Here is a 25,219-nt window from a genome sequence, read left to right on the forward strand (position 1 = left end):
ACATAATGAATCGAGAGCTTAAGCCCAAGACTCATCCGCAAGTACAGTCAGCGTTGGCTGCTGTATCAGTTCTAAATTTTTAAGTGGCTGATCATTAATCTGTAAATCAGCATCTAAATCTAATAAAGGAATTACAACAAAATCTCGTTGTAGAATTCCTATGTGCGGCACAGTTAAGCGCTCATTTTGAATTTTTTCATTGCCATATATAAGCAAATCTAGATCTAAGGTTCGCTCACCCCAACGACGAAGTCGTACACGACCAGCTTCTTGCTCAAAACGTTGTAAATGATCGAGCAAATCTAAAGGCGCAAGATCCGTATTTAGTTCTGCAACTGCATTTAAATAATTTGGCTGGTCTTGAGGCCCCATAGGTGGACTTTGATAAAGTCTAGAAACTTTAACCATTCCTAAGGTTTTAAGCTTGGCAATGGCTTCAGATAAAATTTGACGTGAATCGCCTAAATTACTTCCTAAACCAATATAAGTGGTTATTGTCATTGCGTTGGCCCAAAAACAACTTGGCTTAAATCGCGTTGTACCCGCTTACGTTTTAAAATTGGATGATCGCCCATTACGCCTGCGTCCAAAGCAGTCGCTTTTTCAACAAATCGGCTTACTGCCTGATCTTGTCTAGTACGTTCTTTTTTCCCACGGCGAGTGCGTGGTTCCGGAATATCAACCAAAGGTTCAATTTCCGTCTCAACTTTATTATTTTCAATAGGCTCAGCAGCAGCTTTACGACGGTTTCTAGCTTTCTGACGATTATATTGGCTAATAGCAGCTTCTTTTTCGTCATTTGACATTTCTTGGTAGGATTCCCACCAGCTTCCCATTCCTTGTGTTGTGTCATCACCTGACTTTTCACGGAGTAATAAGAAGTCAAAACCAGCGCGGAAGCGAGCATGCCCTGCCAATGCTTCTATTTGCTGTGGTTTTGGGTTGAGCAAACGAGTCTGCATTTCCCAAACTTCACGAATAAAAGTTTCTGCAAAACGTGGAATCACTGTACGTGTCGCTTGGCGTTTTAAGACGTCTAAACCGGCCTGTGCACGCGCTTCGGCCGGTACAATACCTTTAGATAAATAAAATTCACAACGCTCTAAAAACGGCTGCCACAATAAAACTGCATAGAAAAACGCAGGATTAATTGTCTTACCCACTTGTATACGTTGATCTGTATTCTTTGCTGCTCTTAAAATAAATGCAGTGAGATTAGGCTGAATATCGGCAAAAAGTTGCTTCCAGACACCAAACTCAATCAACATTGGCAAAACACGCGCCAAATGTCCCATTGTGAAGAGCTTCTGAGATTCATCATATAAACGATGCGGCGAGACATCACGCAATAATTGCGTCATTTCAGCATCAAATATATCGAGAATATTTGAATCAATTTTGAAATTTAACTTGGCTGCAAAGCGTAGAGTTCGCAGCATACGCACAGGGTCTTCTTCAAAACGCTGTGTTGGATCACCCAATAGACGCAAAGTTTTGTTTTTAACATCGTCAATTGCTTTGCAAAAATCGAGCACAATAGCCTTACGCGGTTGGTAATATAAGGTATTGATAGAAAAGTCACGTCGAGCAAAGTCTTGTTCGATGGTACCCCAGTTATTGTCACGTAAAATCATGCCTGAGGCACTCGTAACTGCTTTTTTAGGAGGGGCACGGAATGTTGCAACTTCAATCAGCTCACGTCCTGAATAGACATGTGCCAATTCAAATCGACGACCAATGATTCGGCAACGTCGGCCAAAAACTTCTTTAATTTGAGAAGGTGTCGCATTGGTGACTGCATCGAAATCTTTAGGATTAAACCCTAGCATTAAATCACGGACACCACCCCCAACAATATAAGCTTCATAGCCAGCTTTAGTCAGGCTATCGATCACATCTAAAATCGAAGAAGGAAGTTGGGCTGTGGACAAACCACATTTTGACGCTCGCAAGGTTTGCAAAAGACGCTGTCTCCTACGTCAGGACGTAAATAACAAGTTGTCGCTAATCATAGCTCTAACGCACACAAAGGGCAATTTGATTCTCTGTAGTTTGCGCATGAAATGACAATTGACAAACACATGATTTATAAACTCAACCGCGTTTTATTCTTTTCAAAAATGGCTGGACCAATGCCCTTTACGTTTTTAAATTCATCAATATTTTTAAAACCACCATTCTTTTGACGGTATTCTACAATCGCCTGAGCCTTTTTCTCACCAATCCCTTTTAGCTTTTGAAGCTCATCAATATTGGCTTGATTCAAGTGAACTTGTCCTGAAGAATCAGTCATTGTTGAACTTTTTGGGGCATTAGAGTGAGAGGAATGCTGTGTGCTTAACTTCTGATCATACATCTGCTGTTTAGCTTTCCACTCCTTAAAATTTTGATCAAAAGATTGAGCCTGAACAAAGCTTGAAGAAATCAGGCTCCAAAATAAAACAATAAAAATATAATACTTACTCTTCCAAAGATTCATGCTGAGCTGCATGTGTTTTTTCCCCTAACTTTAACTGCCGCTTTGCCTGATTCCACAATTCATCCATTTCAGACAAGGTCATGTCTTCTAATGTTCTTTGCTGTTTTTTCGCTTGATCTTCAATAAAAGCAAAACGGCTTCTAAATTTATGTATTGTTGATAAAAGTGATGTTTCACTTGAAATCGCAAGTTTACGTCCTACATTGACTAATGAAAACAGGCAATCTCCAAATTCATCTTGAATTTCATCAATATTTTGATTTCTTAGTGCCTGTTTGAACTCGTCTAGCTCTTCTTCTAGTTTTCCATAAGCATCTTCTACGGTTTCAAAGTCGAACCCAACTTTTGCTACATTTTCTTGAATTTCTTGTGCCTGCAATAGGGCTGGTCCATGCTTTATTTCATCTAATCTTGATTGCGGCTTGCCTTGTTTTTCTTGCCGTTTAATTTGTTTCCAAAGCTCACTTACTTGCTCTGGCGTTAAGTTATTAAATTGATCTGCCTGAAAAACATGTGGATGACGACGAATTAACTTTTCACTTATTGCCTCAACCACATCTTGAAAGTTAAAAGCGCCTTGCTCACTAAACATTTGTGATTGAAACACGACTTGTAATAACAAATCACCCAGCTCATTTCGAATTTCATTAATATCGCCCTGACGAATGGCAGCCTCGACTTCATAGGCTTCTTCAATGGCATATTTCGTAAGAGTCATGGGTGTTTGTGCTTGATCCCACGGACATTTTTCACGTAACTCTTGCATAATTTTAAGCAACTTATCCATGGTAACCCTCAAGTTCAAAAAGTCGGTCAGTAAAACTAAGATCTTAATTTGTTATGATCAAAATCAAAGCGATTAAATCAGTCGCACTATTGTACTGACAAAGAGAAAAAAGATGAGACACAGTATTCTGATTAGTGGTGCCGCTCAAGGTATTGGAGCAGAAATTGCACGTGTATTTTACCAACAGGGATATAAAGTAGGCATTTATGATATTAATGAGTCGCTTGCTCAAAAACTGGCAAGTGACTTAGGGCCAAATGCATGTGCTGGCTATCTAGATGTAAGTGATTACAACCAATGGCAACACATATTAAAAGAATTTACCGACTGGGCTGGCGAACTTAACATCTTGGTAAATAACGCCGGTATTTTATATTCTGGTGCATTTGAAACGACTGATATTAAATCCCACCAAAGAACAATAAATATTAATGTAAACGGTGTCATCAATGGCTGTCATGCTGCACTCCCCTATTTAAAGCAAGCTTCTTTTGCACGTGTCATCAATCTTTCGTCAGCTTCTGCAATTTATGGGCAAGCAGATTTGATTTCTTATTCAGCCAGTAAATTTGCTGTTCGAGGGATTACTGAAGGCTTAGATGTGGAATGGAAGAAATACGGTATTCGTGTTTTAGATGTGATGCCACTATTTGTACAAACAGCAATGGTCAACAATATGGATGCTGGTACTATTCACAATATGGGAATTGACCTAACACCGAATGATATTGCTCAAAAGGTTCTTACGCTCGTAGAGAAAAAGGCTCATTTCTGGACTCCGACTCATACACCAGTTGGCATAAAAACCAAGCTGCTTTATCAACTCTCAACCTTAAGTCCCCAATTTCTAAATCGACTCACTAACATTTACTTATCAAGAAAGTAATCCATAATAAAAAGGGCTGTCATTTGACAGCCCTTTTTTACTCAATTTAGTTAAACACCTTGAATCATACGTCGCGCACTAATGATTCCAGGTTGCTGCTCTAAGCGAGCCAACAAACGAGAAAGCTGTGCTAAACCCTTAACCTCAATTAACAATTTCATATTGGCAATACCATCTGCTTCAGAAATTGTATTGACCTGACGAATATTTATTTGGTCAGAGAAAATCACTTGAGTTAAGTCTTTAAGCAGACCACGACGATCATAAGCTTCAACTACAATTTGAACACTTTGACCACGCGTTGGCTGCATTTCCCAATCGGCTTCAACAGCACGCTCTGGTTCCTGCTTAATCATACGCTGATAATCTGAACAAATGACTTTGTGGATACTGACCCCGCGGTTCAAAGTAATATATCCAGCGATTGATTCACCATGCACGGGCTGACAGCACTGCGCGATGTGCAGCTCTACATTGTCTAAACCATCAATTAAAATTCCATGAGCCGACAATGTATGGCTAGCGCGTGGATTTAATGCTGGTTTAAGCACTAGTTCAGGTTCATCCTGATCTAGATGCATTTGACGGTTCACCTGATTAATCAAGGCATGTAAGCTAATATCACCGCTTACTAGACTCACCAAAATGTCATCACCCGTTTTCACGTTAAAATGTGATGAATAATCATTTAAGTCGATACTTTTTGGATGAATCGCTAGACGAGCTAGTTCTTTATTGAGAAGTTCACGGCCTACTTCAAGATTTTTACTACGATCTTGCTGTCTAAACCAATGACGCAGCTTGTCACGAGCACGAGAGGTTTTAATATAACCTAAAGAATTCACCAACCAATCTCGGTTTGGATCACGATCTTTTTTAGTTAAAATCTCAACCTGTTCGCCAGTTTTTAAAGTATAGGTTAATGGCACATAACGCTGGTTAACTCGCGCTGCGTAACACTTGTTCCCTACTTCTGTATGCACATGATAAGCAAAATCTAAAACTGTCGAGCCACGTGGCAATTCCTTAATGTCACCATCACGACTGAAAACATAAATCTTCTCAAAACCTTCAAAATCTTGTAGTTGATCAAAGCCTTCTGTTTCATCTTCGTTTTGATGTACTGTCGTTTCATTGCGTTCTTGGTAGTGTTCTAGAACGGCACGCAATGAATGCAAACGATGGTTAAAGGAATGGTCTGTATTCTTTGAACCTTCTTTATAGTTAAAGTGCGAACATACGCCTAACTCTGCTTCGTCGTGCATCTCATGAGTACGAATTTGCACTTCAAGCGATTTATTTTCAGCAATTACAGCAGTATGCAAAGAGCGATAACCATTTGCTTTCGGATTGGTAATATAGTCATCAAACTGATGCGGAATATGACGCCAGATTTGATGAACAATACCCAATGAGTGGTAACACTCAGGGACACTATTGACTAATACACGTAGAGCACGAATATCATAGAGCTGATCAAAACTCAGGTTTTTGCTTTTCATTTTTCGATAAATCGAATAAATGTGCTTTGCCCGACCTGTGATTTCTGACTCGATTCCGTAAGACGCCAACTCATTTTTTAAACGATCAATCACGAACTGAATATAATGTTCACGCTCTAAACGTTTTTCATTCAGTAATGACGCAATTTCTTTATAACGATCTGGAGCTAAATAACGAAAAGCGAGATCTTCGAGTTCCCATTTAAGCTGAGCAATACCGAGTCGATGTGCCAATGGCGAATAAATAGTAAGAATTTCACGTGCTACACGTTCTTGACGTTCACGAGAGGAATTTGCCAGCTCTCGTAAAGAATAGGTACGTTCAGCAAGTTTAATCAAAACAACACGAACATCTTCGGTGACCGAAATCAGCATTTTATAAATGCCACTTAAATGTTCTCGTTGATTGTTATTGAAGTGATCTTCTAACCGCTTATTTTTTTCAATGAGTTCAGATAGTTTACCCATTGCCAAAGCGCCTTTGACAAGGTTATAGACCTGATCTCCAAATTTCTTTTTTACTTCTTCTATATCAGTAATGTCTTCACGCACACTACGATAGAGCATAGCTGCCGATAGAGTATCTTCATCTACATGGAGATGTGCCAAAATGTCGGCCATTCCAACGCCAGTAGCGAAAGTATTGGACCGATGATTAACCGTTGATTCTAACTCTTTTTGCAGGGTTTCATTCGCAACCTTTTCAAGCTGTTCAAGCTTCGCCCCATCTAATATTTCACGCACTCGATCCAACCATGAGGCTAAACCGATTTGCGTTTCGGCGGCATGCTCTACAGTCGTTTCCTCGGACAACTCAGTTAGTTGTTCAGGTAACTGTTCACGTACTGTGACCATACCATTCTCCTCAATATGTAACTCATGTTTTTAATCGTTTATCTCTTGAATTTTTTCAAATAGTGCAATGGATTCAACATGTTCTGTGTGCGTAAACATGTCCATCACCGCTGCTTTTTTTAACTGGTAACCATATTGGACCAAAACACCTGCATCCCTTGCCAGTGTAGCTGGATTACATGATACATAAACGATTCTTTTTGCTCCAAAATTTGATACATACTGCATAATTTCATATGCACCAGCACGAGGAGGATCAATCAATAATGCATCAAATCCTTGATTTGCCCAAGAATGATGCGAAAAATCTTTTGTTAAATCTTGTGAAAAGAAGGTTGCCTGCACCAAACTATTGCATTTTGCATTAGCTGTTGCTCGCTTCACCATTTCTTCGCTCCCTTCCACACCAACAACCTGTCCACTCTCACCAACACATCGTGCTAACGGAAGCGAGAAATTGCCTAAACCACAAAATAGATCAAGTACTTTTTCACCTTGTTGCAATTGAAGCAATTCACATGCCAATTGAACCATTTGTTCATTTACTGTGGCATTGACCTGCGTAAAATCCAATGGCGAAAAAGCAAAATTTACATTAAACCTCTCTAAAGCATAATGTAAACGTAAAGCACCTTTTTCATCATCAATACGATGAATACTTTCAGGACCCTTAGGTTGCAAATACAACTGCCACCCTTTGTCTAACGCAAATTGCTTTAATTGGTTGACATCAGAATTGTTTAATTTTTCTACATGACGAACCAATAAAGAAATTTCATGATCACCTTTTGCTAATTCTACATGACCAATATGCGCTTTGCCTTTTAGACTTTGGAGTAAAATACGCAACTCAGGCAAACTATTTGATAAATTTTTATCCAAAACGCTACAGCTATGGATAGAAGTTAAGCGATTACTATGATGTTCACGAAACCCCATAATTAAGCGATCTGGCTTCGGCAAATAGCGCACACCAATTCGTGCTCGACGGCGATAATCACTTTGTAAAGATCGAATCGGCTCTAGCCACTGTTCAGGTTGAATACCTGCAAAATGCTGTAAATGTGATTGGAGCACACTTTGCTTTAAACGGATTTGTTCATCAGGATGGATATGCTGCATGCTACAGCCGCCGCAAATACCATAATGAGGACAAACTGCATCTATACGATGAGTTGACGGTTCTCCTAACAACTGCACCATCTCAGCTTCTTCAAGACGCTTTGCTTGATGGGTAATCTTGGCCTTTACAGTTTCTCCGGGCAATGCATAACGAATAAAAACTTTCTTGCCATGCTTATCTGCGGGATGATCAGGATGAGAACCATAATGCGCAATTCCCCGCCCCTCATGAGAAAGTGTTTCAACCTGAAAAATATATTCAGGTTGTTGGGGCTTGCGAGATTTGGCTTGTTGTTTCAAAGGATGAACCTAAAAATCTAAAGGATTAAAATAGTGTGAAGTAAATTCAGTATGTTTTGAGGTACGTTCCCATACTTCAAGAAAATCTGCTTGCTGAGGAATATTTTTTAAATAATCAATACTAGAGTTTACCCAATCATTATGCTCATCTACAGTTAATTGTCCTTTTAATAACAACCAACGTACATAGACGAACCATGTATTAAGTACATCTCCTTCACAATAGCTGGTCAGTTTTAACCACTGCTGCGTACGGACATATTCCGGCACATGATAACCCGACTCGCCGCGCTTACCCGGCAAACCTAAAATGCAGGCAATATCATCAAGCTTTTGAAAATTACGCCCGTTAAACATTGCCATCACATCCATTAAATCAATATGACGGTGGTGATAACGGTTTTGGTAATTATTAAAACGCTTTTGGCTATCAATCTCACCTTGATCAAACAAGCCCGGTGCAGAAAGCCCATGATACATGGCACGGAATAGAATGACTGGTAAATCAAATTGCGAGCCGTTCCAACTCACTAAAGTCGGATGACGTTTATCAAAAATTGACAAGAATTTCTGTAAAATTTCGGCTTCAGAATAGTTTTCCCGACTAAAAGAAAACAATCTAAAACCAGACTCATCAATCCACAGACCAGAAATACAAACAATTTCGTGCAAAGGTAAGCGCTGAAAATCCATGCCTGATTCTTGACGGCGCAGTTTAGTCAACGCTTGCTCTACATCAGCCTCTGGCAAATCAAGATGATATAAATGCGCTCCCGCTTTTAAATCAGTTAAAGTTTCAATATCAAAAACTAAGGTTGGGAAACGCATTATTTCTCTCAACTATGAGTTATCGTCCTGTACTGAAAACAGTCCTGTAGACAAGTAGCGATCGCCACGGTCACAGATAATGCAAACAATAACAGCATCTGGATTTTCTTCTGCAATCTTGATGGATGCCCATACTGCACCACCTGAAGATGTACCCGCACTGATGCCTTCCATACGTGCTAATTTACGCATAGTTTTTTCAGCATCAATTTGTGGGATATCAATAGTACGATCCACACGGCTACTATCAAAAATAGTAGGTAAATATTCTTTTGGCCAACGGCGAATACCAGCAATACTTGATCCATCTGCTGGTTGTAAACCGACAATCTGAATATCAGGGTTTTGTTCTTTTAAATATTTAGAAACACCCATGATGGTACCAGTTGTACCCATTGAGCTTACAAAATGGGTAATTTTCCCACCTGTTTGTTTCCAAATTTCAGGACCTGTCGTTAAGTAATGAGCTTCAACATTATCAGGATTACCAAACTGATTTAAAACGTGACCTTTACCTTCTTTTTCCATTTGCAAGGCTAAATCACGTGCACCTTCCATGCCTTGCTGTGGCGTTACTTCAATTAGCTCTGCACCATAAGCCAGCATTGCATCTTTACGCTCCTGGCTCATATTATTCGGCATAATAAGTTTCATTTTATAGCCGCGCATTGCAGCAACCATTGCCAAAGCAATACCCGTGTTCCCACTGGTTGCCTCAATCAAAGTGTCACCTGGCTTAATTTGACCACGTTTTTCTGCCTGCATAATCATGTTATATGCAGGACGGTCTTTTACAGAACCTGCCGGATTATTACCTTCCAATTTTGCTAAAACCGTCGCTTGCGTATGAGAAGCCAATCGCTGCAAACGAACTAGAGGTGTCTTACCTACATAGTGATCTAACAAAAATTCGTCGGCTAAAAAGTCAGGTTGTGTATTACTCATGATCAACACCTATATCGAGGTGGGCCTATTGTATGAAAAAATGCTCGGTACTGCACCCATTTCAATATGCTTTTTCATGAAAGCGATTAAAGCTCGGTCATTTATAAAATGCCGTCTGTTTTAAAATAAAGCGTGATAAGATGCCGTACAGAGAGATAAATCTGATGTAGCCATGTCTAATTTCAATAAAACCATATCGAAACGCTTACGTCTGAATCATGCATATGGGCAATTGATTGCTCTAATTTTTGTGCCGATTATGATTTTAACAGGGGTCGGTGCTTTTCTGGTTTTAACTGAAACGTCACATTCGGTAAAAAAACAACAGCTACATCACGCCTCAGCAATTTTAGCTCGCTATAATCAAATTGCGAAAGATTTGTATACGTTGGTCGAACTACAGCCCGATGAATACGATCATGCTCAGCACATCATGCAAAGCATGTTTAGCGAAAAAAATCTTAAACGCGCGGTACTCATCGATAACAACGGACAGACTTATTTAAGTATTGGTTATCGTGATAATCGTTATTGGCCTAGCTTTCCCAGTAGTAATAATTTTTTTGGTCCAATCTCTTATAACCACAACAATATTTATGGACTACAGATTAGTAATAAAGCTGGAAAAGCGCCAGTCTGGTTAGTGATTGAAATGGATAACCAGCCTCTAGAGTTGGCACGTTATCGCATTATGATTGCTCTCGTCATTACTGGATTAATGACCTTACTGCTACTTTTACTATGCTTGAATTTTTATTCTCGTCGCTGGATTGCGCCGATGTATGAAATTCGCATGCAGTTACAACGTCTAAATGCAGATACTCTAGACCAGCACCTAGTCATTAATAGTACTGGGGAGCTACGCTTACTACAGAGAGACATCGCAAACGTTGTCAAGCGATTGCACTTTAGCTTTTTGGAATTAAAAGAACACACTGAACAAACAGAAGAAGACTTACGCAGAACATTAGATACCTTAGAAGTCCAAAACATTACCTATCGTCAAGCACGTGACCAAGCGATTTCATCAAACCAGGCAAAGTCAGTTTTCCTTGCCAATATTAGCCATGAGCTTCGAACGCCTCTTAACAGTATTGATGGCTTTATTCATTTATTGCTTCGTCAGCAAAACTTAAATAACGAACAAAATCTTTATTTACAAACCATTCGCAAGTCATCTGCCCATTTATTGGCATTAATTAACGATGTATTAGATTTCTCAAAAATTGATGCGGGTAAGTTAGAGCTTGAAACAGCGCCATTTGACTTAGAAGAAGCCATTTTTGATGTTATGGATATGCTGTCTCCTTTGGCCGCTCAAAAACATATCGCCATGGCTTTTTACTATGCGGACAACATTCCACAACAAGTTATTGGTGATGCTTTACGCTTCAAGCAAATTCTGACCAACTTGATTTCTAATGCAATCAAGTTCACTCCAGATGGTGAGATTATTGTTCGTGTTCGTATGGAACATGATGATATTGGACAATGTCTGCTTCATTTTAGTGTTCAAGATAGTGGTATTGGCTTAAGCGGTACAGACCGTAAAAAATTATTTGAATCATTCTCGCAAGGTGATGCATCGGTTACACGTCAATTTGGAGGTACTGGTTTAGGCCTTGCTATCTCTAAACAGCTTGTTCATCTCATGCATGGTCAAATTGGCTTTGAGGACAATCAAGAACGTGCACCGACAGAAAAAGGCTCTACGTTCTGGTTTACCGCACAATTTGTGGTAGATGAAGATTACGAAATCGAACATCCGCACTTTGAGCATTTACAAGTGGTGTCTTATCTTGCTCACCCTGCTACAGCAAGTGTTTTACGTTATTACCTTGAAAACTACCATGTTCCTCATATCGAAACACAATCGATTCTGGACTTGTTTAGTCGCTTAAAACATCTTGATCAGAAAGATAATACATGGCTTATCGTTGATCATAGCGGTGATACCGAAGCGTTATTAAAAGAAATCCGTAGCCGTTATCAAGGCAATTTAGCCGTCTATGGCTATCAAATGACGCTTGAGCCAAACATGCTCAGTGAATATCGCGCTCGTCCTCTATATCAACCATTAAGCCGTAGTGGACTCATTCAACTATTAAGTAACCAACCTATTTTTGAAGAAGAACAGCAAGATTTTAATGGTCAGGGTTTACACATTCTGGCAGTAGATGACCATTTACCAAACTTAATTGTTTTAGAAGCTTTGTTGGGTGAATTAAACGTTAAAACAACTAAAGCGTTAAGTGGTCAAGAAGCGCTTAACCTTATTCAAGAACGAATTGACCAAAAACTTAAACCATTTGATTTGGTATTTATGGATATTCAAATGCCGGTTATGTCGGGCATTGATACCACACGTGCTATCCGTTCTTTAGAGTCAACGCTCGATGGAGAAATGCAGCTTCCAATTATTGCGTTAACGGCCCATGCCCTTGCCGATGAAAAGCAAAAGCTTCTTAAAGTAGGCATGAATGACTATGTCACCAAGCCAATTCAAATGGAGCAAATCATCCAGATCTTAACGCAATGGACTAAAAACAACTTTACAGCAAAAGCCATAGATAAAGATCACCATGTAGTTGCAGAAGCTTTAGACCCACAAATTTTAAACTGGCAACAAAGTTTGCAACTTGCAGCAAATAAAGAAGACTTAGCACAAGATCTACTCAAAATGTTAGTTGATAGTTTTCCAACTGAGCTAGACGAAATGCAGCAGCTCATTGAGCTTGAAGACTTCCCTCAACTTGAGCATGTTTTACATCGCCTGTATGGTGCTACTCGCTATGTAGGCGCACCGAAACTACAGCAAGTTACAGGTGACTTTGAACAATTTATTTCAACGCTACGTAAAGAACGCCGTATAGCAGATGAAGGCTTCATTGAAGAAGTTATACAGCGCTTTGATGAATTAGGTCTTGTGGTTAAAGAGGTAGAAAGTGCTGCTCACCAGATCTTGGTGATACCTGACTAACATATCTACCAAATAGGCATGACTGAGCTGTCATGTTTCCAGATTACAGCCATGTTATGCTCCGTTCATCTATAAAAAAAGAAGCGGGAATCTCATGGCACTCTTACGTATTGAAAAAAATAATGGCATTGCAACGGTATATTTAAACCGTCCAGACAAACGCAATGCGATGAGTTTTGCCTTATTAAAAGAGTTAGTTTCAACTGCAAAAGCAATTAAAAAGGATAGAGATATTCGCTGTGTTATTTTGACAGGCGAAGGAAATGTGTTTAGTGCTGGCATTGACTTATCTGACCTCAACAATCCCAAAAACTCTGCTTTTGCCATTTGGGAACTTGTAAAACCAGGACAAAGCCTTTTTCAAAAAGCATTTCTAACTTGGCAGAATTTACCTGTACCTGTTATTGCGGCATTAGAAGGATATTGTTTCGGCGCGGGTATGCAACTCGCCTTGGCTGCTGACATCCGAATTTCTCATCCAGAAACAAAAATGTCGATTATGGAAAGCCGCTGGGGTTTAGTTCCTGATATGGGACTTACTCGCTCATTAAAAGGTTTAATTAGCGTTGACCTTGCAAAAGAACTCACCTTAACTGCTCGTGTTTTTGATGGGAATTATGCAAAAGAAATTGGTCTTGTAACTCATTTAAGTGATTCTCCTTTAGAGAGAGCAAATGAGATTGCATCTGAAATGTTGCAGCGCTCACCTGATGCCCTCACTGCGGCAAAACGTGTACTTGACGCAATGGAACATCAACCAGAAAAATCATTACGTCTAGAAAAAATCTGGCAACTTAAATTATTACTTGGTAAAAATAGCAAACTTGCTCGTAAAAAAGACAAACATCCGGAAGTTAATTTTTTACCACGCCAATATAAATAAGAGCTTAGATTATGAATTTTGATCGCAACACCCCTATTGCTTTTTTAGGCATAGGGCTTATGGGAAGTCGGATGGCAACCCGCCTTATTCAAGCTGGCTTTCAAGTTGCTGTTTGGAATCGAACCACCTCTGCATGTGACGAACTTATTGATATCGGTGCACAAGCTTTAGAACTTTCAGATATTGGTGAATATCCAGTTATTTTAATCTGTCTGGCAGATGACAAAGCAGTACAAGCTGTATTTGAGCAAATTCAGCCTAACTTAAAAGCCAAACAGGTTATTGTTGATTTCTCGAGTTTATCTGTTGCCGCAACGAAAACGCTTGCTCAAGCAGCTACCACCCATGACGTCACATGGATTGACTCACCTGTATCAGGTGGAACAGCAGGTGCAGAGCAAGGCACACTTGTCATTTTTGCAGGCGGTGATGCTCAAACCATTACAGAATTAACTCCTATTTATAATGTTTTGTCTCAACGCGTGACTCGCATGGGAGATACAGGAACCGGCCAAGCCACCAAAATTTGTAATCAACTTATTGTTGCAGCCAACAGCGCTCTTATTGCAGAGGCTGTCGCACTTGCAGATCGAGCTGGTGTAGATACAACTTTGCTTGCCCCAGCCTTAGCTGGTGGATTTGCTGACTCCAAACCCTTTCAAATTCTAACTCCACGCATGGCAACTCATACCTTTGAACCAGTTCAGTGGAAAGTTCAAACATTATCTAAAGATCTTAACAACGCAGTAACATTGGCTAACAATGTTAATTTAGACATCCCAGTTGCACAAAAAGCTCTACTACAGCTACAAACTCACCAAAAAAATGGCTTTGCTGAGAAAGATTTAGCTACTATGATTCAATTAATAGAGCAAAAATAAACGGAGTTTGAGTATGGGTCGTCTTGCAGTCAATTTATCCATGATTTTTACCGAAGTTCCTTTAATTGAACGCTTTGCTCTGGCGCATGCACAGGGCTTTGAATATGTAGAAATTCAATTTCCTTATGAATTGGCTATTTCCGATATTCAAACTCAACTCGAACGCTACAACCTTAGCCTCTGTCTAATCAATGTGCCTGCGGGTGATCTGATGCAAGGCGGAAATGGTTTAGCTGGTGTACCCGGTCAAGAAACAGCTTTTCGTGAAGCATTAGAATTAGCAATTAGCTATGCCACTGCTTTAAAAGTTCCCCGTGTTAACATTTTGGCAGGGAAACAGCCTCTAGATGCCGACCTACTCCCTTGTTTGAAAACATTAGCAGCTAATTTAAAACTTGCCTGTAACTTACTTAGTGAACACGGTATAGAACCCGTTTTTGAAATGATTAACGGTACAGATATGCCACGCTTTTTGGTGCAGAACATTGCGCAGGGACAAGAAATGCTAGAAGCGGTCAATCACCCTGCCCTAAAAATGCAATATGACTGCTATCACATGGCGATGATGGGTGAAGACGTACTTGAGGGTTTGCAAGAAAATATTAACTTAATTGGACATATTCAATTTGCTGACTGTCCGGGCCGTCATGAACCAGATACAGCCCAAATCCCTTATGAACAAATATTTTCTTGGTTAAAGCAAAGCTCTTATCAAAACTATATTGCAGCAGAATATAAGCCTGAAAATACTTCAAATCAGTCATTTACTTGGAAGAAAAAGTATTTTTCGGATGATGTAAATATATAAACTGTTACGACTTCTGATTGAAATTTAGCGCGAAAACCACTATATTAGATAGTGAGTAATTGTCAGGAAAATATACCCTATATGAATTTAGAACCATCGCCCAGCGTGTCTAATTCTCACGATTTCGCAATGAACACCTCAAATAAAGACGTACAGACTTGTCTCAAAGTTGTTCATGACGCTTTAGTTGATGTAAAAGCAAAAGATATTCTCCAGTTAGATGTTAGCTCAATTAGCAATGTCTCTGATGCTATTGTAATTGCAAGTGGTACTTCTACTCGCCATGTCAAAGCACTCGCTGACAATGTTGCAGAAGAAGCTCGAAAAGCCGGTTTCCGCCCGATTGGCGTTGAAGGTGAACGAGATGCAGAATGGATCTTGATTGATCTCGGCTTTGTTGTAGTACATGTGATGCTACCAACAGCTCGTAAATTCTACGATTTAGAAAGCTTATGGCGTACCGCTCCAGAGTCGGTTGCTTAAAATTTTGCTTTTAAAAAAAGCGGCTCTTTTGAGCCGCTTTTTTAATTTTTTATAAAAAGTATGCCCCTTCATAAAGTGATATTTATATTTTTTAAATAACAAAATCTTTAAATTTCATCGAATGCTTTATTAGCCATTAAAAGCCAATCATCGCGCACTTTTAAATTTGACATGACAAATTGTCAAATTTACAGCAATATACAAACTCTTGAAGTCCCCACCAATAAATAGCATAACCGGAGCACAGAAAGTGAGAATATTAATTACGGGCGCCAACACAGGGATTGGCTTTGCCACAGCAGAACAACTCGTTAAACAAGGGCAACATGTTATTTTAGCGTGTCGAAATCCAGAAAAAGCACAAGATGCGAAAAACAAATTACGCGCCCTTAACCAAGGACAAGTCGATTTTGTTTCTCTCGATCTAAACAGTCTTGAATTAACTAGAAAGGCAGCCGATGAGATTGCAGATCGCTATGGTAGCCTTGATGTACTCATTAACAATGCAGGGTTATTTGCCAAAACCAAACAACTAACTGTCGATGGTTTCGAGCAGCAATTTGGTGTTAATTATTTAGGCCATTTTTTACTAACTCAAAAATTACTTCCAGTTTTACAACAATCTCCGCAAGCACGGATTATTCATCTCGCATCTATTGCTCATTGGGTGGGATCCATTAAACCCAACAAGTTTCGTGCCGAAGGTTTTTACAACCCCCTGTTCTATTATGGGCAATCAAAGCTTGCGAATTTACTATTCAGCAATGCTTTAGCAGAACAACTAGCAGGTAGTTCCATTACCAATAATGCATTGCATCCGGGTGGTGTCGCTTCTGATATTTATCGTGACTTACCAAAACCAGTTTATGCAGCGATGAAATTAGGCTTAGTTCCAACCTCAGTTCCAGCAAATCTCATTACAGAAATGGCAACTGGAGATGCATGGCAGAATCGTAATGGAGAGTATGTCAGCGCACATATGCCAGACTGGAAATCTTCACACGCAAAAAACCAGCAACTGGCACGCGACCTCTATCAACAGTCAATGGACCTTGTAGAAAAATTTCTTTAAACAAATAGACCAAATAAAAAAGCCACCCGAGGGTGGCTTTTACAATCCTGATTGAGGGCAGATTAGTGACCGCCACCATTGATTGCTTTTGTCATATCTTCAACAACTTTCTTGGCATCACCAAAGATCATCATTGTTTTTTCGTTATAGAACAAATCGTTGTCTAGACCAGCATAACCTGTTGCCATAGAACGCTTAATCACCATGATTGTACGCGCTTTATGTGCTTCAAGGATCGGCATACCATAAATTGGTGAAGTTGGATCATCTTTCGCAGCAGGGTTTACTACGTCGTTTGCACCAATTACAAGCACCACATCAGTTGCAGGGAAGTCTGAGTTAATCTCATCCATTTCCAAGATGTCTTCATATGCTACGTCTGCTTCAGCAAGCAATACGTTCATATGACCAGGCATACGACCAGCAACTGGATGGATCGCAAAACGAACGCGAACACCTTGCTCTTTTAGAATTTCACACAATTCTTTTACAGCATTTTGTGCACGACCTTGCGCCATACCATAACCCGGTACAATCACAACGCTGTCTGCATTTGACATCAAGAAACCAGCATCATCAGCAGAACCAGAACGATGGTTACGCTGAACTTGCTCACCCTTGGCAGCTGTAGCAACTGCCGCGCCACCCATTGCACCACCAAACAATACATTGATGATTGAACGATTCATTGCTTTACACATGATATACGAGAGAATCGCACCAGATGAACCTACGAGAGAACCCGCAACGATCAACATGTTGTTTTCAAGTGTAAAACCAATACCTGCCGCAGCCCAACCCGAGAATGAGTTAAGAAGCGATACCACTACAGGCATATCACCACCACCAACTGGTGCAATCCATACCCAGCCAAATGCAAGTGCAAGTGCTGTCATTGCCCAAAATGCAGTCATATTGCCAGTGGTAAAGAAGTAGAAACCACAAGCCAACATCGCAATAAAGATAAGCGCTTGAACAGGTTTAACCCATGCACCAGAAATTGTTTTCGCCCATTTTTTTGCAGCCAATTTACCGTACGCAAAGACAGATGCAGTAAAGGTAATCGCACCAACAAAACAACCTACGAACAATTCAAATAAGTGAACACTGCTCATGTGCACATGTTGCACACCAGCCGCGGTTAAAGCCGCCTCATTTTGAGCAAACAATTCAGTGAGTTGGTTGTTGTGTAAAATTGCAGCAATTGCAATTAGGACAGCAGCCAAACCAACTAACGAGTGCATCAATGCAACAGTTTCAGGCATTTGAGTCATTGGCACAGTACGAGCACGCGCAATACCAACGATTGCACCCAACACCATTGCACCAACAATCATCCAGATAACTGGGTTATTCGCAACAAAGAAGGTCGTAACTACAGCAATCGCCATCGCGATCATACCGTAACGGTTACCTTGAATTGCTGTTTTAGGGCCAGACAAACCACGAAGCGTCAAGATAAAGAGAATTGCGCCTACAAGGTACAACCAATTTGCATTTGCTTGAATAAATTCCATGTCAAAGCCCTCTTATTTCTTTTGCTTAGGCTTGAACATTTCCAACATGCGTGCAGTTACTGCAAAGCCGCCGAAAATATTAATGCTTGCCAAAAATACCGCAATCGCACCCAGTACGCTCACCACATTCACACTTTGAAATGCAACGTTAGCATCTACACCCAAAATAGGCAGACCCACAGTTTGCAACATTGCACCCACTACAATAATAGATGACAACGCATTGGTTACTGCCATAAGTGGTGTATGTAAAGCTGGTGTAACACCCCAAACTACGTAATAACCTACGAAGATGGCAAGGACGAAAATTGTAATAGTTTCAACCATGAGAAATCTCCTTAACCACGCTTAAGCAGTACTTGACCGCCATGAGTGACCAATAGGGCTTTTTGGATTTCGTCTTCTTGATTAATCGCAAAGTTTTTCTCTTTGTCGAATAAAGTTTCTACGAAATTGAATACGTTACGTGCATATAGTGCAGAAGCTTCTGTCGCTACAGTTGCCGGAATATTTGGAACACCCAAAATTTTCACGCCATTTTCTGTAAACACAGTCTCGCCAACTTTAGAGCCTTCAACGTTACCACCAGTTTCAACAGCCATATCTAAAATGACAGAGCCTGGTTTCATCTTGGCAACAGTTTCAGCCTTAATCAGACGCGGTGCATCACGACCCGGCAACAATGCAGTTGTAATCACGATGTCAGCGTTAGATACAGCCTTGTCAACAATCGCGGCTTGGTCTTTGATGTATTGCTCACCCGGCATCCATCCATAACCATTTTTAGCGGCGTCAGCTGCACGTTGTTGCTCTTCTTCAGACATTGGTACGTCTAACCACTTACCACCTAAAGATTCAACTTGATCTTTTGCCGTAGGACGTAAATCAGTTGCTTCAACAATTGCACCTAAACGTTTTGCCGTTGCAATTGCCTGAAGACCTGCAACGCCCACGCCCATAATCACAACACGAGCAGGTTTTACAGTACCAGCAGCAGTCATAAGCATTGGGAACATACGTTGATATTCAGCGGCAGCAAGCAAAACTGATTTATAACCAGAAAGGTTTGCCTGAGAAGACAATACGTCCATGTTCTGCGCACGAGAAAGCGTACGAGGAAGCAATTCCAATGCAAAAGCAGAAACTTGCTGATTCGCAAACTGATCTAGCTCGGTATTACGATAAGGATCAAACATTGCTACAACAGCAGTATTTGCTGGAAGTTTTTGAATTTCCCCGCCTTGTGGCGCACGAACTTTCAAAATAATTTGACTACCCGTATAGGCATCATCCGTAATGGTTGCACCGACCTGTTCATAAGCACTGTCAATGTACGCAGCCTTTACACCGGCACCACGTTCAATCACAACGCTATGACCAGCGCTAATCAACTTCTTTACTGTCTCTGGCGTAGCAGCTACACGATTTTCACCGACGACAGTTTCGGTTGGGATTCCGATTTGCATGAGCGTTCCTCAAGCTAATTTCTCATTGTCAAAAACATTGCAACCTGCAATGTTTCCCCCATGTGTATTCTTTGTACAGAATTTGGATTCTAATTGAACTTTTTTAAAATACCACCCAATATTTATTTAATAAATACCCATATTTTGAACTGATGATTCACGATATTTGATTTGAGGTGTAACATAGGAAGCTTTTTCTTTTTTTACAGACAACAGTCTCTCTTATACAGTCTTGTATATGAAAATTTCTTTATCTTCGTTTCAAATCGGGTCTTTTTTTGCTCTTTGCTCTGCTTTTCTATTCAGTACAAAAGCAATCTTTATTAAACAGACTTATGCCCTTTCTCCATTAGTAGACGCCACAGTCCTGATGGCTTTACGCATGTTAAGCGCTTTACCGTTCTTTCTATTAATTTGCTGGTTTAACAGGCATCATAATCAGGGCATAAAAAAGAAGGATTGGCTAATTTTAATTTTTGCCGGTCTATTAGGCTACTACTTTGCCAGCTGGCTCGATTTTATGGGTCTGATGTTTATTAGTGCTTCACTCGAACGAATTATTCTATTTTTATATCCTACTCTCACCGTCATAGTCTCAAGCTTCCTATACAAACAAAAATTAGATGCAAAAAGTTTATTTGCCATTTTTCTTAGTTATGGTGGAACTGTATTGGTCATGCTTCAAGAGCACAACAATGCACCAATTCAGGGCAACTTCTGGTTAGGCACAAGTCTCGTGTTTGCGAGTGCTGTGGCTTTTGCAGGCTATTTACTACTGACCCCGCCATTAATTAAAAAATTTGGTTCTTGGAATTTCACAGGTTTAGCTTTAACAGTCGCTTGTATCGGTACATTAACGCACTATGTATTAAGCACTCCTCAGCCTATTCAACTTCTATTACAACTTCCATCTAGTGTAATTTGGTATGGCGTCGGACTTGGCTTTTTGGTCACTGTTTTACCTACCGTTATGCTCATGCAAAGTATTGAGCGACTTGGTGCCTCTCAATCTGCCATGATTGCTTCGATAGGACCGGTTTTAACTATTTTGCTCGCGGTTACTTTTTTAAATGAACATCTCAATATGTGGCAATGGGTAGGCTGTATTTTAAATATTGCAGGTGTCATGATAATTACCCTCAGAAAGAAAAGATTAAAATACTAATTTCTCTTGACCTCAACTTAAGTTGAGGTTGGATACTCATCTAAATTTTACTGAACGGTTGAGTCCCATGAATAAAGAAACTTTTAAAATAATAAATCCATCAACTTTATACGACCCTACTCCAAATGCTTATAGTCATGTTGCTGTGGTAGAAAATTTTAAAAAGATTATTCATATTGCAGGTCAAGGAGGCGAAAACTCAAAAGGTGAATTAAGCCCAAACTTTGAAGAACAAGTTTCCCAAGCTATTGATAACATTAAGCATGCTTTAATTGCTGCCAATGCAGAGCTTAGCAACATTGCCGTATTAAGAGTTTTAGTTGTTGACCACTCGGTCGAAAAACATGAAATTTTAATTAAAGTTATGCAGAATTTATGGAAAAATCATCCTTTTCCAGCCTGTACACTCATTCCTGTACCACGCCTTGCATTAGAGCATATGCTCATTGAAGTCGAAGCAACCGCATACACCTAATAAAATCGAGAGAACATCATGTCTACCCCTGAAGATATCAGTCAAAATAAACCTTTACTTTGGTTGATGGCAGCAGCATGTGGCTTATGTGCAGGTGTGAATTATTATTGCCAGCCTCTTATTCACTCCATTCAACAAGACTTTGCTGTTACTCAAGCACAAGCCGCATTGACTGTTACATTTGCTCAGGTGTCTTATGCCCTAGGACTACTCTTTATTGTTCCGATGGGTGATATCGTCAATAAAGCCAAGGCTATTCCGTTTTTGATGGTGCTTTGTGCAGTTGGCCTATTTACTTCTGCTTTTGCTGTTAACTTACCCATGCTATGGATCGGTACAATTTTAGCAGGCTTATTTTCGGTTGCAGCTCAAGTGCTTATTCCACTTGCTACAATGACTGTAAAACCTGAAAAAACTGGCGAGATCATTGGTTTTTTAATGAGTGGCCTATTGGTTGGTATTTTACTCTCTACCAGTCTGGCTGGCCTATTTTCTAACTTATTCCACTGGAAAGTGGTTTATGTGGTAAGCGGCATATTAATGCTTCTGTTGGCATATACCTTAAAAAGTCGTTTACCTTATGTTTTACGCATGAAAATGAATTATGGACAGATATTTGGTTCCATGGGTCAGCTTTTAAAACAAGAGAAAAGACTATTATTAAGAGCGCTTACAGGTGCTTTCGCCTTCGCATCTGTGAGTATTTTATATTCCACCATCGCATTACTCCTCACCTCAGCACATCATTTACCTGATCTGTTTATTGGACTAGTACCTTTAGTCGGTATCTTTGGTGCCTTATCAACCCGTTATATTGGTAAATATGCTGATCAGGGACGTACCACTCTCCTCACATGGATAGGCTGTGGTTTATTCCTGTTAAGCTGGCTCTGCTTTTATTATGGACAAACTTTGCTTGCGAGTTATATTGCTGGTTTTGCTTTAATTCAGTTAGCACTAGCACTCGTACACACGAGTAACCAAAGCATTATTTTCCGTTTACGACCAGATGCAAAATCTCGTATTAATGCTATCTATATGACCACTTACTTTATTGGAGGCGCAGGAGGTTCAGCATTAGGAATTTTTGCGTGGAATCGTGGCGGATGGACGATGACTTGCCTTGCGGGTATTGGGTTAGTTGTACTTTGTATTTTGTTTAGCTTGTTTGATGCTATCTTACAAAAAAAGAAAATGATTTCCCAATAAGGTAACTTGTTATAAATCATCTCCCTATATTCAACACAAGGGTGGTTATAAATTACTCGGCTAAATGCCTCTGTCGATTCAAGCATAAACCTCGTATAATGCTGCCCTTTCATTAATTTAGCGACTTTTGGGCTATTGGTTATGCAATCACTTCAATCGTTACAACCTCGTATTTCTGTCGCACCCATGATGGATTGGACAACGAAGGATTATCGATTCTTTGCGCGCTTGTTTAACCCAAATGTTGTGCTATACACCGAAATGGTGACCACAGGCGCGATTCTTTTTGGCGATGCTAAACGCTATTTAGACTACAGTGCACAAGAGCATCCTATCGTATTACAGTTGGGTGGTTCAAACCCGCAAGAGCTTGCGACTTGCACAAAAATGGCTGAAGACTGGGGTTACGATGAAGTTAACCTCAATGTAGGCTGCCCAAGTGACCGTGTACAGAACAATAAAATCGGTGCTTGCTTAATGGCAGAACCAGATTTGGTTGCTGAATGCATTCACACTATGCAAAAAGCAGTAAACATTCCGGTAACGGTGAAACACCGTATCGGGATTGATGACATGCACTCTTATGAAGAGATGCTTCATTTTGTAGATACAGTTGCAGCAACAGGTTGCACTCATTTTGTAGTTCATGCCCGTATTGCTATTTTGAAAGGCCTGTCACCAAAAGAAAACCGTGAAGTTCCACCTTTACGCTATGAAGATGTCTATCGTTTAAAACAAGAGCGCCCACATCTCACCATTGAAATTAACGGCGGCATTAAAACGTTTGCTGAAACTCAAACACATTTACAGCATGTTGATGGCGTCATGATTGGCCGTGAAGCCTATCATAATCCGTACTTACTCGCGGAAATGGGTCAGCTTTGGAATTTGGAAGCTCCAGATCGATTCGAGATTATGGAACAAATGCTACCTTATATTGAACAGCGTATGGCTGAAGGTGCTCCACTCTCCATCATTACACGTCATATTTTGGGTTTATTCCAGAATTTACCAGGTGCACGTAAATGGCGTCAGGCGCTAAGTGGCGGAAATGCAAAAACTTTAGGCGATGTTGAACAGGCTATTAGCAACATGCAAGCAGCTTTAATTCGTACTGAGGAATATTTAAAAGAACATCAGGCTTAAGCGTGTGATGGCTTCTTAAATTGTAAGAAAATGTGGCATTTTAAATCAGGGACTTAGATTTTGAGTATATTCGCAATGACTGAATTAAAATATTCAAATTTAAGCTCTGATTAATTATTTTTAAATAAAAATATCAATAACTTAAGTTAAATTGTTTTTGTGTTTCATTTTAATAAATATCTTTTGATCTCTAAGTAGCAATATTTGGAAAAAAGATACGTTATTACATAACGCAAACAAAACTTTTAAGGTACGCCTATTAGTATCTCTGAACGCCACAGGTAGGTGGTGATTTTTTTAATATGGATATAGATAGTACGGTAGAGATTTCACGATGATTATTTATGACGGACAAGTAGCTGATAATTATATGTATCAGGATTCAAATCAGGCAGCCATTGTTGTATCCCACAGCACTCCAAGTCTCCCTTATCCTTTCACCATGAAACCTAATAATCATCAAACTGAAACTTCCGATACTCCAGCAATAGATGTTGATAGATTCGTAGCTAAATTAGAAAGTATTACCTCAAGACGCAGTAAAGCTCGTTGTGCACGTAGTATCCGCCTTGCTCTCGAATCTGCTGGTGCAGATATTCGGAATCACCCCATTGCAGCTTCAGACTGGGGAGATACCTTAAAAAAGATTGGCTATAAAGAAATTAATCCAGCCTTTGATGAACCACAAGAAGGTGACATCTATATCATTCACAGAACTCGCAATCACGTTTATGGACATATTGCTGGCTACACAGGAAGTGAATGGGTCTCTGACTTCAAACAAAATAGTTATGATGTCTATAAAGATGATAGCGTCACTTATACTTACTATCGTTTAGGGCAACCTACCTAAGCATTGGGTTTTTCAATCCTTTTCAAATATGCCAAGCAGTTGATCAGACAGAATTTTTAAATCAGGTTTGGCTTCTTTTTTGCATGATTTTCATATTGTACTTGTCAAAAATGATGATGTAACTTTATGAAAAAAATACTATTAGGCGGTTACTTACTGACATCGTTTAGTTTGGCGTATGCCATTCCCGATACAAACGTTATAGAAGTTTTCAAAAAAGTACCGGAAAAAAGGATTTATCAACCACAATATTTATTGAAAGGCACGGCTCCTCAAGCTCGGATCCATGTCATGCGAAAGCAATATTTAAATGGATTACTAGATTGTCCTTCTGTGATTTTTCACGATAAGAAAAAAATTCTATCTCTGCACTCATTTGAAGAAGCAACAATTTTTCTAGAACCAGATAATTACTATATTCGCTATGCAATTAATAATAGTGGTTGCATCAATTTAGAATTCTATCAACATAAACGCCCAAAAATAGACATTATGTCTCAGGAGCGTCAGTTAGACGGTAATAGCGAATATACGTTTCTTATTAGTGAGCACACCGGGCTACAATAATTATTTCAGC

General features: G+C 39.8%; 24 protein-coding genes. 13 read left to right on the forward strand and 11 right to left on the reverse strand.

The genetic code is table 11. The annotated features are described in order from the left end of the window. Nucleotides 1-18: 18 nt before the first annotated feature. The 4 genes from folK to mazG all read right to left on the reverse strand — a co-directional run bounded on the left by folK (nt 19) and on the right by mazG (nt 3,266). Nucleotides 19-501: a 2-amino-4-hydroxy-6-hydroxymethyldihydropteridine diphosphokinase gene (gene folK, locus RMB03_RS00810; RefSeq protein WP_231761909.1), complete on the reverse strand. Its 483-nt coding sequence runs from the start codon at nt 499-501 to the stop codon at nt 19-21. Beyond that, nucleotides 498-1,961, reverse strand: coding sequence for a polynucleotide adenylyltransferase PcnB (gene pcnB, locus RMB03_RS00815; RefSeq protein WP_311073187.1), 1,464 nt, complete (start codon nt 1,959-1,961; stop codon nt 498-500). Before pcnB ends, folK begins: the two co-directional genes overlap by 4 nt. A 125-nt stretch (nt 1,962-2,086) precedes the next feature. After that, nucleotides 2,087-2,491, reverse strand: coding sequence for a ComEA family DNA-binding protein (locus RMB03_RS00820; protein ID WP_198078978.1), 405 nt, complete (start codon nt 2,489-2,491; stop codon nt 2,087-2,089). Then, nucleotides 2,460-3,266: a nucleoside triphosphate pyrophosphohydrolase gene (mazG, locus tag RMB03_RS00825; protein ID WP_311073189.1), complete on the reverse strand. Its 807-nt coding sequence runs from the start codon at nt 3,264-3,266 to the stop codon at nt 2,460-2,462. Before mazG ends, RMB03_RS00820 begins: the two co-directional genes overlap by 32 nt. Nucleotides 3,267-3,378: 112 nt before the next feature. Here mazG and RMB03_RS00830 point away from each other — a divergent pair, with 112 nt between their 5' ends. Continuing rightward, complete coding sequence (locus tag RMB03_RS00830) at nt 3,379-4,152, forward strand: SDR family oxidoreductase (protein WP_311073190.1); 774 nt, start codon at nt 3,379-3,381, stop codon at nt 4,150-4,152. Nucleotides 4,153-4,202: 50 nt separating this feature from the next. On the opposite strand, the gene RMB03_RS00835 is transcribed toward RMB03_RS00830, so the two are convergent. From RMB03_RS00835 to cysM, 4 genes are read right to left on the reverse strand one after another with little or no spacing between them, the layout of a single operon-like run. Further along, nucleotides 4,203-6,509 carry a bifunctional (p)ppGpp synthetase/guanosine-3',5'-bis(diphosphate) 3'-pyrophosphohydrolase gene (locus RMB03_RS00835; protein WP_003655013.1) on the reverse strand — a complete coding sequence of 769 codons (2,307 nt, stop codon included), beginning with the start codon at nt 6,507-6,509 and terminating at the stop codon, nt 4,203-4,205. A 30-nt stretch (nt 6,510-6,539) separates the two neighbouring features. Next, nucleotides 6,540-7,931, reverse strand: coding sequence for a 23S rRNA (uracil(1939)-C(5))-methyltransferase RlmD (rlmD, locus tag RMB03_RS00840; RefSeq protein WP_311073192.1), 1,392 nt, complete (start codon nt 7,929-7,931; stop codon nt 6,540-6,542). 9 nt (nt 7,932-7,940) lie between these two features. After that, entirely contained in the window at nt 7,941-8,759 is an 819-nt protein-coding gene (locus RMB03_RS00845) for a 3'-5' exonuclease (protein ID WP_005036811.1), read from the reverse strand. 12 nt (nt 8,760-8,771) lie between these two features. Next, a complete protein-coding gene (cysM, locus tag RMB03_RS00850; RefSeq protein WP_005036815.1) occupies nt 8,772-9,704 on the reverse strand; it encodes a cysteine synthase CysM in 933 nt (310 codons plus the stop codon). Between the two features lie 172 nt (nt 9,705-9,876). On the opposite strand from cysM, the gene RMB03_RS00855 reads away from it, so the two are divergent. The 6 genes from RMB03_RS00855 (at nt 9,877) to RMB03_RS00880 (ending at nt 16,811) form a co-directional block, all read left to right on the forward strand. After that, nucleotides 9,877-12,684, forward strand: a complete 2,808-nt coding sequence (locus tag RMB03_RS00855; protein ID WP_017391246.1) for an ATP-binding protein — start codon at nt 9,877-9,879, stop codon at nt 12,682-12,684. 94 nt (nt 12,685-12,778) lie between these two features. Further along, nucleotides 12,779-13,567, forward strand: coding sequence for a crotonase/enoyl-CoA hydratase family protein (locus RMB03_RS00860; RefSeq protein ID WP_005036819.1), 789 nt, complete (start codon nt 12,779-12,781; stop codon nt 13,565-13,567). A gap of 11 nt (nt 13,568-13,578) precedes the next feature. Beyond that, nucleotides 13,579-14,448 (forward strand): NAD(P)-dependent oxidoreductase, encoded by an 870-nt coding sequence (locus RMB03_RS00865; RefSeq protein WP_311073196.1) that lies wholly within the window; start codon nt 13,579-13,581, stop codon nt 14,446-14,448. A 13-nt stretch (nt 14,449-14,461) separates the two neighbouring features. Next, nucleotides 14,462-15,256: a hydroxypyruvate isomerase family protein gene (locus tag RMB03_RS00870; RefSeq protein WP_045126305.1), complete on the forward strand. Its 795-nt coding sequence runs from the start codon at nt 14,462-14,464 to the stop codon at nt 15,254-15,256. An 81-nt stretch (nt 15,257-15,337) separates the two neighbouring features. Then, nucleotides 15,338-15,739, forward strand: coding sequence for a ribosome silencing factor (rsfS, locus tag RMB03_RS00875; protein WP_003654998.1), 402 nt, complete (start codon nt 15,338-15,340; stop codon nt 15,737-15,739). 250 nt (nt 15,740-15,989) lie between these two features. Beyond that, on the forward strand, nt 15,990-16,811 hold the full coding sequence (locus tag RMB03_RS00880) for an SDR family NAD(P)-dependent oxidoreductase (RefSeq protein WP_311073199.1): 822 nt from the start codon (nt 15,990-15,992) through the stop codon (nt 16,809-16,811). A 62-nt stretch (nt 16,812-16,873) separates the two neighbouring features. On the opposite strand, the gene RMB03_RS00885 is transcribed toward RMB03_RS00880, so the two are convergent. The 3 genes from RMB03_RS00885 to RMB03_RS00895 are packed head-to-tail and all read right to left on the reverse strand — an operon-like array spanning nt 16,874 to nt 19,794. Further along, nucleotides 16,874-18,328 (reverse strand): NAD(P)(+) transhydrogenase (Re/Si-specific) subunit beta, encoded by a 1,455-nt coding sequence (locus RMB03_RS00885; RefSeq protein ID WP_017391250.1) that lies wholly within the window; start codon nt 18,326-18,328, stop codon nt 16,874-16,876. Between the two features lie 12 nt (nt 18,329-18,340). Then, nucleotides 18,341-18,655 (reverse strand): proton-translocating transhydrogenase family protein, encoded by a 315-nt coding sequence (locus RMB03_RS00890; protein WP_003654992.1) that lies wholly within the window; start codon nt 18,653-18,655, stop codon nt 18,341-18,343. 11 nt (nt 18,656-18,666) lie between these two features. After that, nucleotides 18,667-19,794 carry a Re/Si-specific NAD(P)(+) transhydrogenase subunit alpha gene (locus tag RMB03_RS00895; protein WP_004641209.1) on the reverse strand — a complete coding sequence of 376 codons (1,128 nt, stop codon included), beginning with the start codon at nt 19,792-19,794 and terminating at the stop codon, nt 18,667-18,669. Between the two features lie 238 nt (nt 19,795-20,032). On the opposite strand from RMB03_RS00895, the gene RMB03_RS00900 reads away from it, so the two are divergent. From RMB03_RS00900 to RMB03_RS00925, 6 genes are all read left to right on the forward strand, one after another. Further along, the gene (locus RMB03_RS00900) at nt 20,033-20,959 is read left to right on the forward strand and encodes a DMT family transporter (protein WP_003654988.1); all 927 of its coding nucleotides are present in this window, start codon (nt 20,033-20,035) and stop codon (nt 20,957-20,959) included. A 67-nt stretch (nt 20,960-21,026) separates the two neighbouring features. Next, nucleotides 21,027-21,434, forward strand: coding sequence for a RidA family protein (locus RMB03_RS00905; protein ID WP_005036835.1), 408 nt, complete (start codon nt 21,027-21,029; stop codon nt 21,432-21,434). An 18-nt stretch (nt 21,435-21,452) separates the two neighbouring features. Continuing rightward, nucleotides 21,453-22,643, forward strand: a complete 1,191-nt coding sequence (locus RMB03_RS00910; RefSeq protein ID WP_005036838.1) for an MFS transporter — start codon at nt 21,453-21,455, stop codon at nt 22,641-22,643. A gap of 141 nt (nt 22,644-22,784) precedes the next feature. Then, nucleotides 22,785-23,789 carry a tRNA dihydrouridine(20/20a) synthase DusA gene (dusA, locus tag RMB03_RS00915; protein WP_004641201.1) on the forward strand — a complete coding sequence of 335 codons (1,005 nt, stop codon included), beginning with the start codon at nt 22,785-22,787 and terminating at the stop codon, nt 23,787-23,789. Nucleotides 23,790-24,123: 334 nt separating this feature from the next. Further along, the gene (locus tag RMB03_RS00920) at nt 24,124-24,642 is read left to right on the forward strand and encodes a hypothetical protein (RefSeq protein ID WP_132070822.1); all 519 of its coding nucleotides are present in this window, start codon (nt 24,124-24,126) and stop codon (nt 24,640-24,642) included. Between the two features lie 171 nt (nt 24,643-24,813). Further along, nucleotides 24,814-25,209: a hypothetical protein gene (locus RMB03_RS00925; RefSeq protein WP_311073595.1), complete on the forward strand. Its 396-nt coding sequence runs from the start codon at nt 24,814-24,816 to the stop codon at nt 25,207-25,209. Nucleotides 25,210-25,219 lie beyond the last annotated feature (10 nt).

It is taken from the genome of Acinetobacter sp. V91_7, assembly GCF_031799075.1.
Classification (GTDB): domain Bacteria; phylum Pseudomonadota; class Gammaproteobacteria; order Pseudomonadales; family Moraxellaceae; genus Acinetobacter; species Acinetobacter calcoaceticus.

Coding starts and splice junctions, on each gene's coding strand:
- folK (WP_231761909.1), bottom strand. CDS start 501: ATGACAATAACCACTTATATTGGTTTAGGAAGTAATTTAGGCGATTCA.
- RMB03_RS00820 (WP_198078978.1), bottom strand. CDS start 2,491: ATGCAGCTCAGCATGAATCTTTGGAAGAGTAAGTATTATATTTTTATT.
- mazG (WP_311073189.1), bottom strand. CDS start 3,266: ATGGATAAGTTGCTTAAAATTATGCAAGAGTTACGTGAAAAATGTCCG.
- RMB03_RS00830 (WP_311073190.1), top strand. CDS start 3,379: ATGAGACACAGTATTCTGATTAGTGGTGCCGCTCAAGGTATTGGAGCA.
- RMB03_RS00835 (WP_003655013.1), bottom strand. CDS start 6,509: ATGGTCACAGTACGTGAACAGTTACCTGAACAACTAACTGAGTTGTCC.
- RMB03_RS00845 (WP_005036811.1), bottom strand. CDS start 8,759: ATGCGTTTCCCAACCTTAGTTTTTGATATTGAAACTTTAACTGATTTA.
- cysM (WP_005036815.1), bottom strand. CDS start 9,704: ATGAGTAATACACAACCTGACTTTTTAGCCGACGAATTTTTGTTAGAT.
- RMB03_RS00855 (WP_017391246.1), top strand. CDS start 9,877: ATGTCTAATTTCAATAAAACCATATCGAAACGCTTACGTCTGAATCAT.
- RMB03_RS00860 (WP_005036819.1), top strand. CDS start 12,779: ATGGCACTCTTACGTATTGAAAAAAATAATGGCATTGCAACGGTATAT.
- RMB03_RS00865 (WP_311073196.1), top strand. CDS start 13,579: ATGAATTTTGATCGCAACACCCCTATTGCTTTTTTAGGCATAGGGCTT.
- RMB03_RS00870 (WP_045126305.1), top strand. CDS start 14,462: ATGGGTCGTCTTGCAGTCAATTTATCCATGATTTTTACCGAAGTTCCT.
- rsfS (WP_003654998.1), top strand. CDS start 15,338: ATGAATTTAGAACCATCGCCCAGCGTGTCTAATTCTCACGATTTCGCA.
- RMB03_RS00885 (WP_017391250.1), bottom strand. CDS start 18,328: ATGGAATTTATTCAAGCAAATGCAAATTGGTTGTACCTTGTAGGCGCA.
- RMB03_RS00890 (WP_003654992.1), bottom strand. CDS start 18,655: ATGGTTGAAACTATTACAATTTTCGTCCTTGCCATCTTCGTAGGTTAT.
- RMB03_RS00895 (WP_004641209.1), bottom strand. CDS start 19,794: ATGCAAATCGGAATCCCAACCGAAACTGTCGTCGGTGAAAATCGTGTA.
- RMB03_RS00900 (WP_003654988.1), top strand. CDS start 20,033: ATGAAAATTTCTTTATCTTCGTTTCAAATCGGGTCTTTTTTTGCTCTT.
- RMB03_RS00905 (WP_005036835.1), top strand. CDS start 21,027: ATGAATAAAGAAACTTTTAAAATAATAAATCCATCAACTTTATACGAC.
- RMB03_RS00910 (WP_005036838.1), top strand. CDS start 21,453: ATGTCTACCCCTGAAGATATCAGTCAAAATAAACCTTTACTTTGGTTG.
- dusA (WP_004641201.1), top strand. CDS start 22,785: ATGCAATCACTTCAATCGTTACAACCTCGTATTTCTGTCGCACCCATG.
- RMB03_RS00920 (WP_132070822.1), top strand. CDS start 24,124: ATGATTATTTATGACGGACAAGTAGCTGATAATTATATGTATCAGGAT.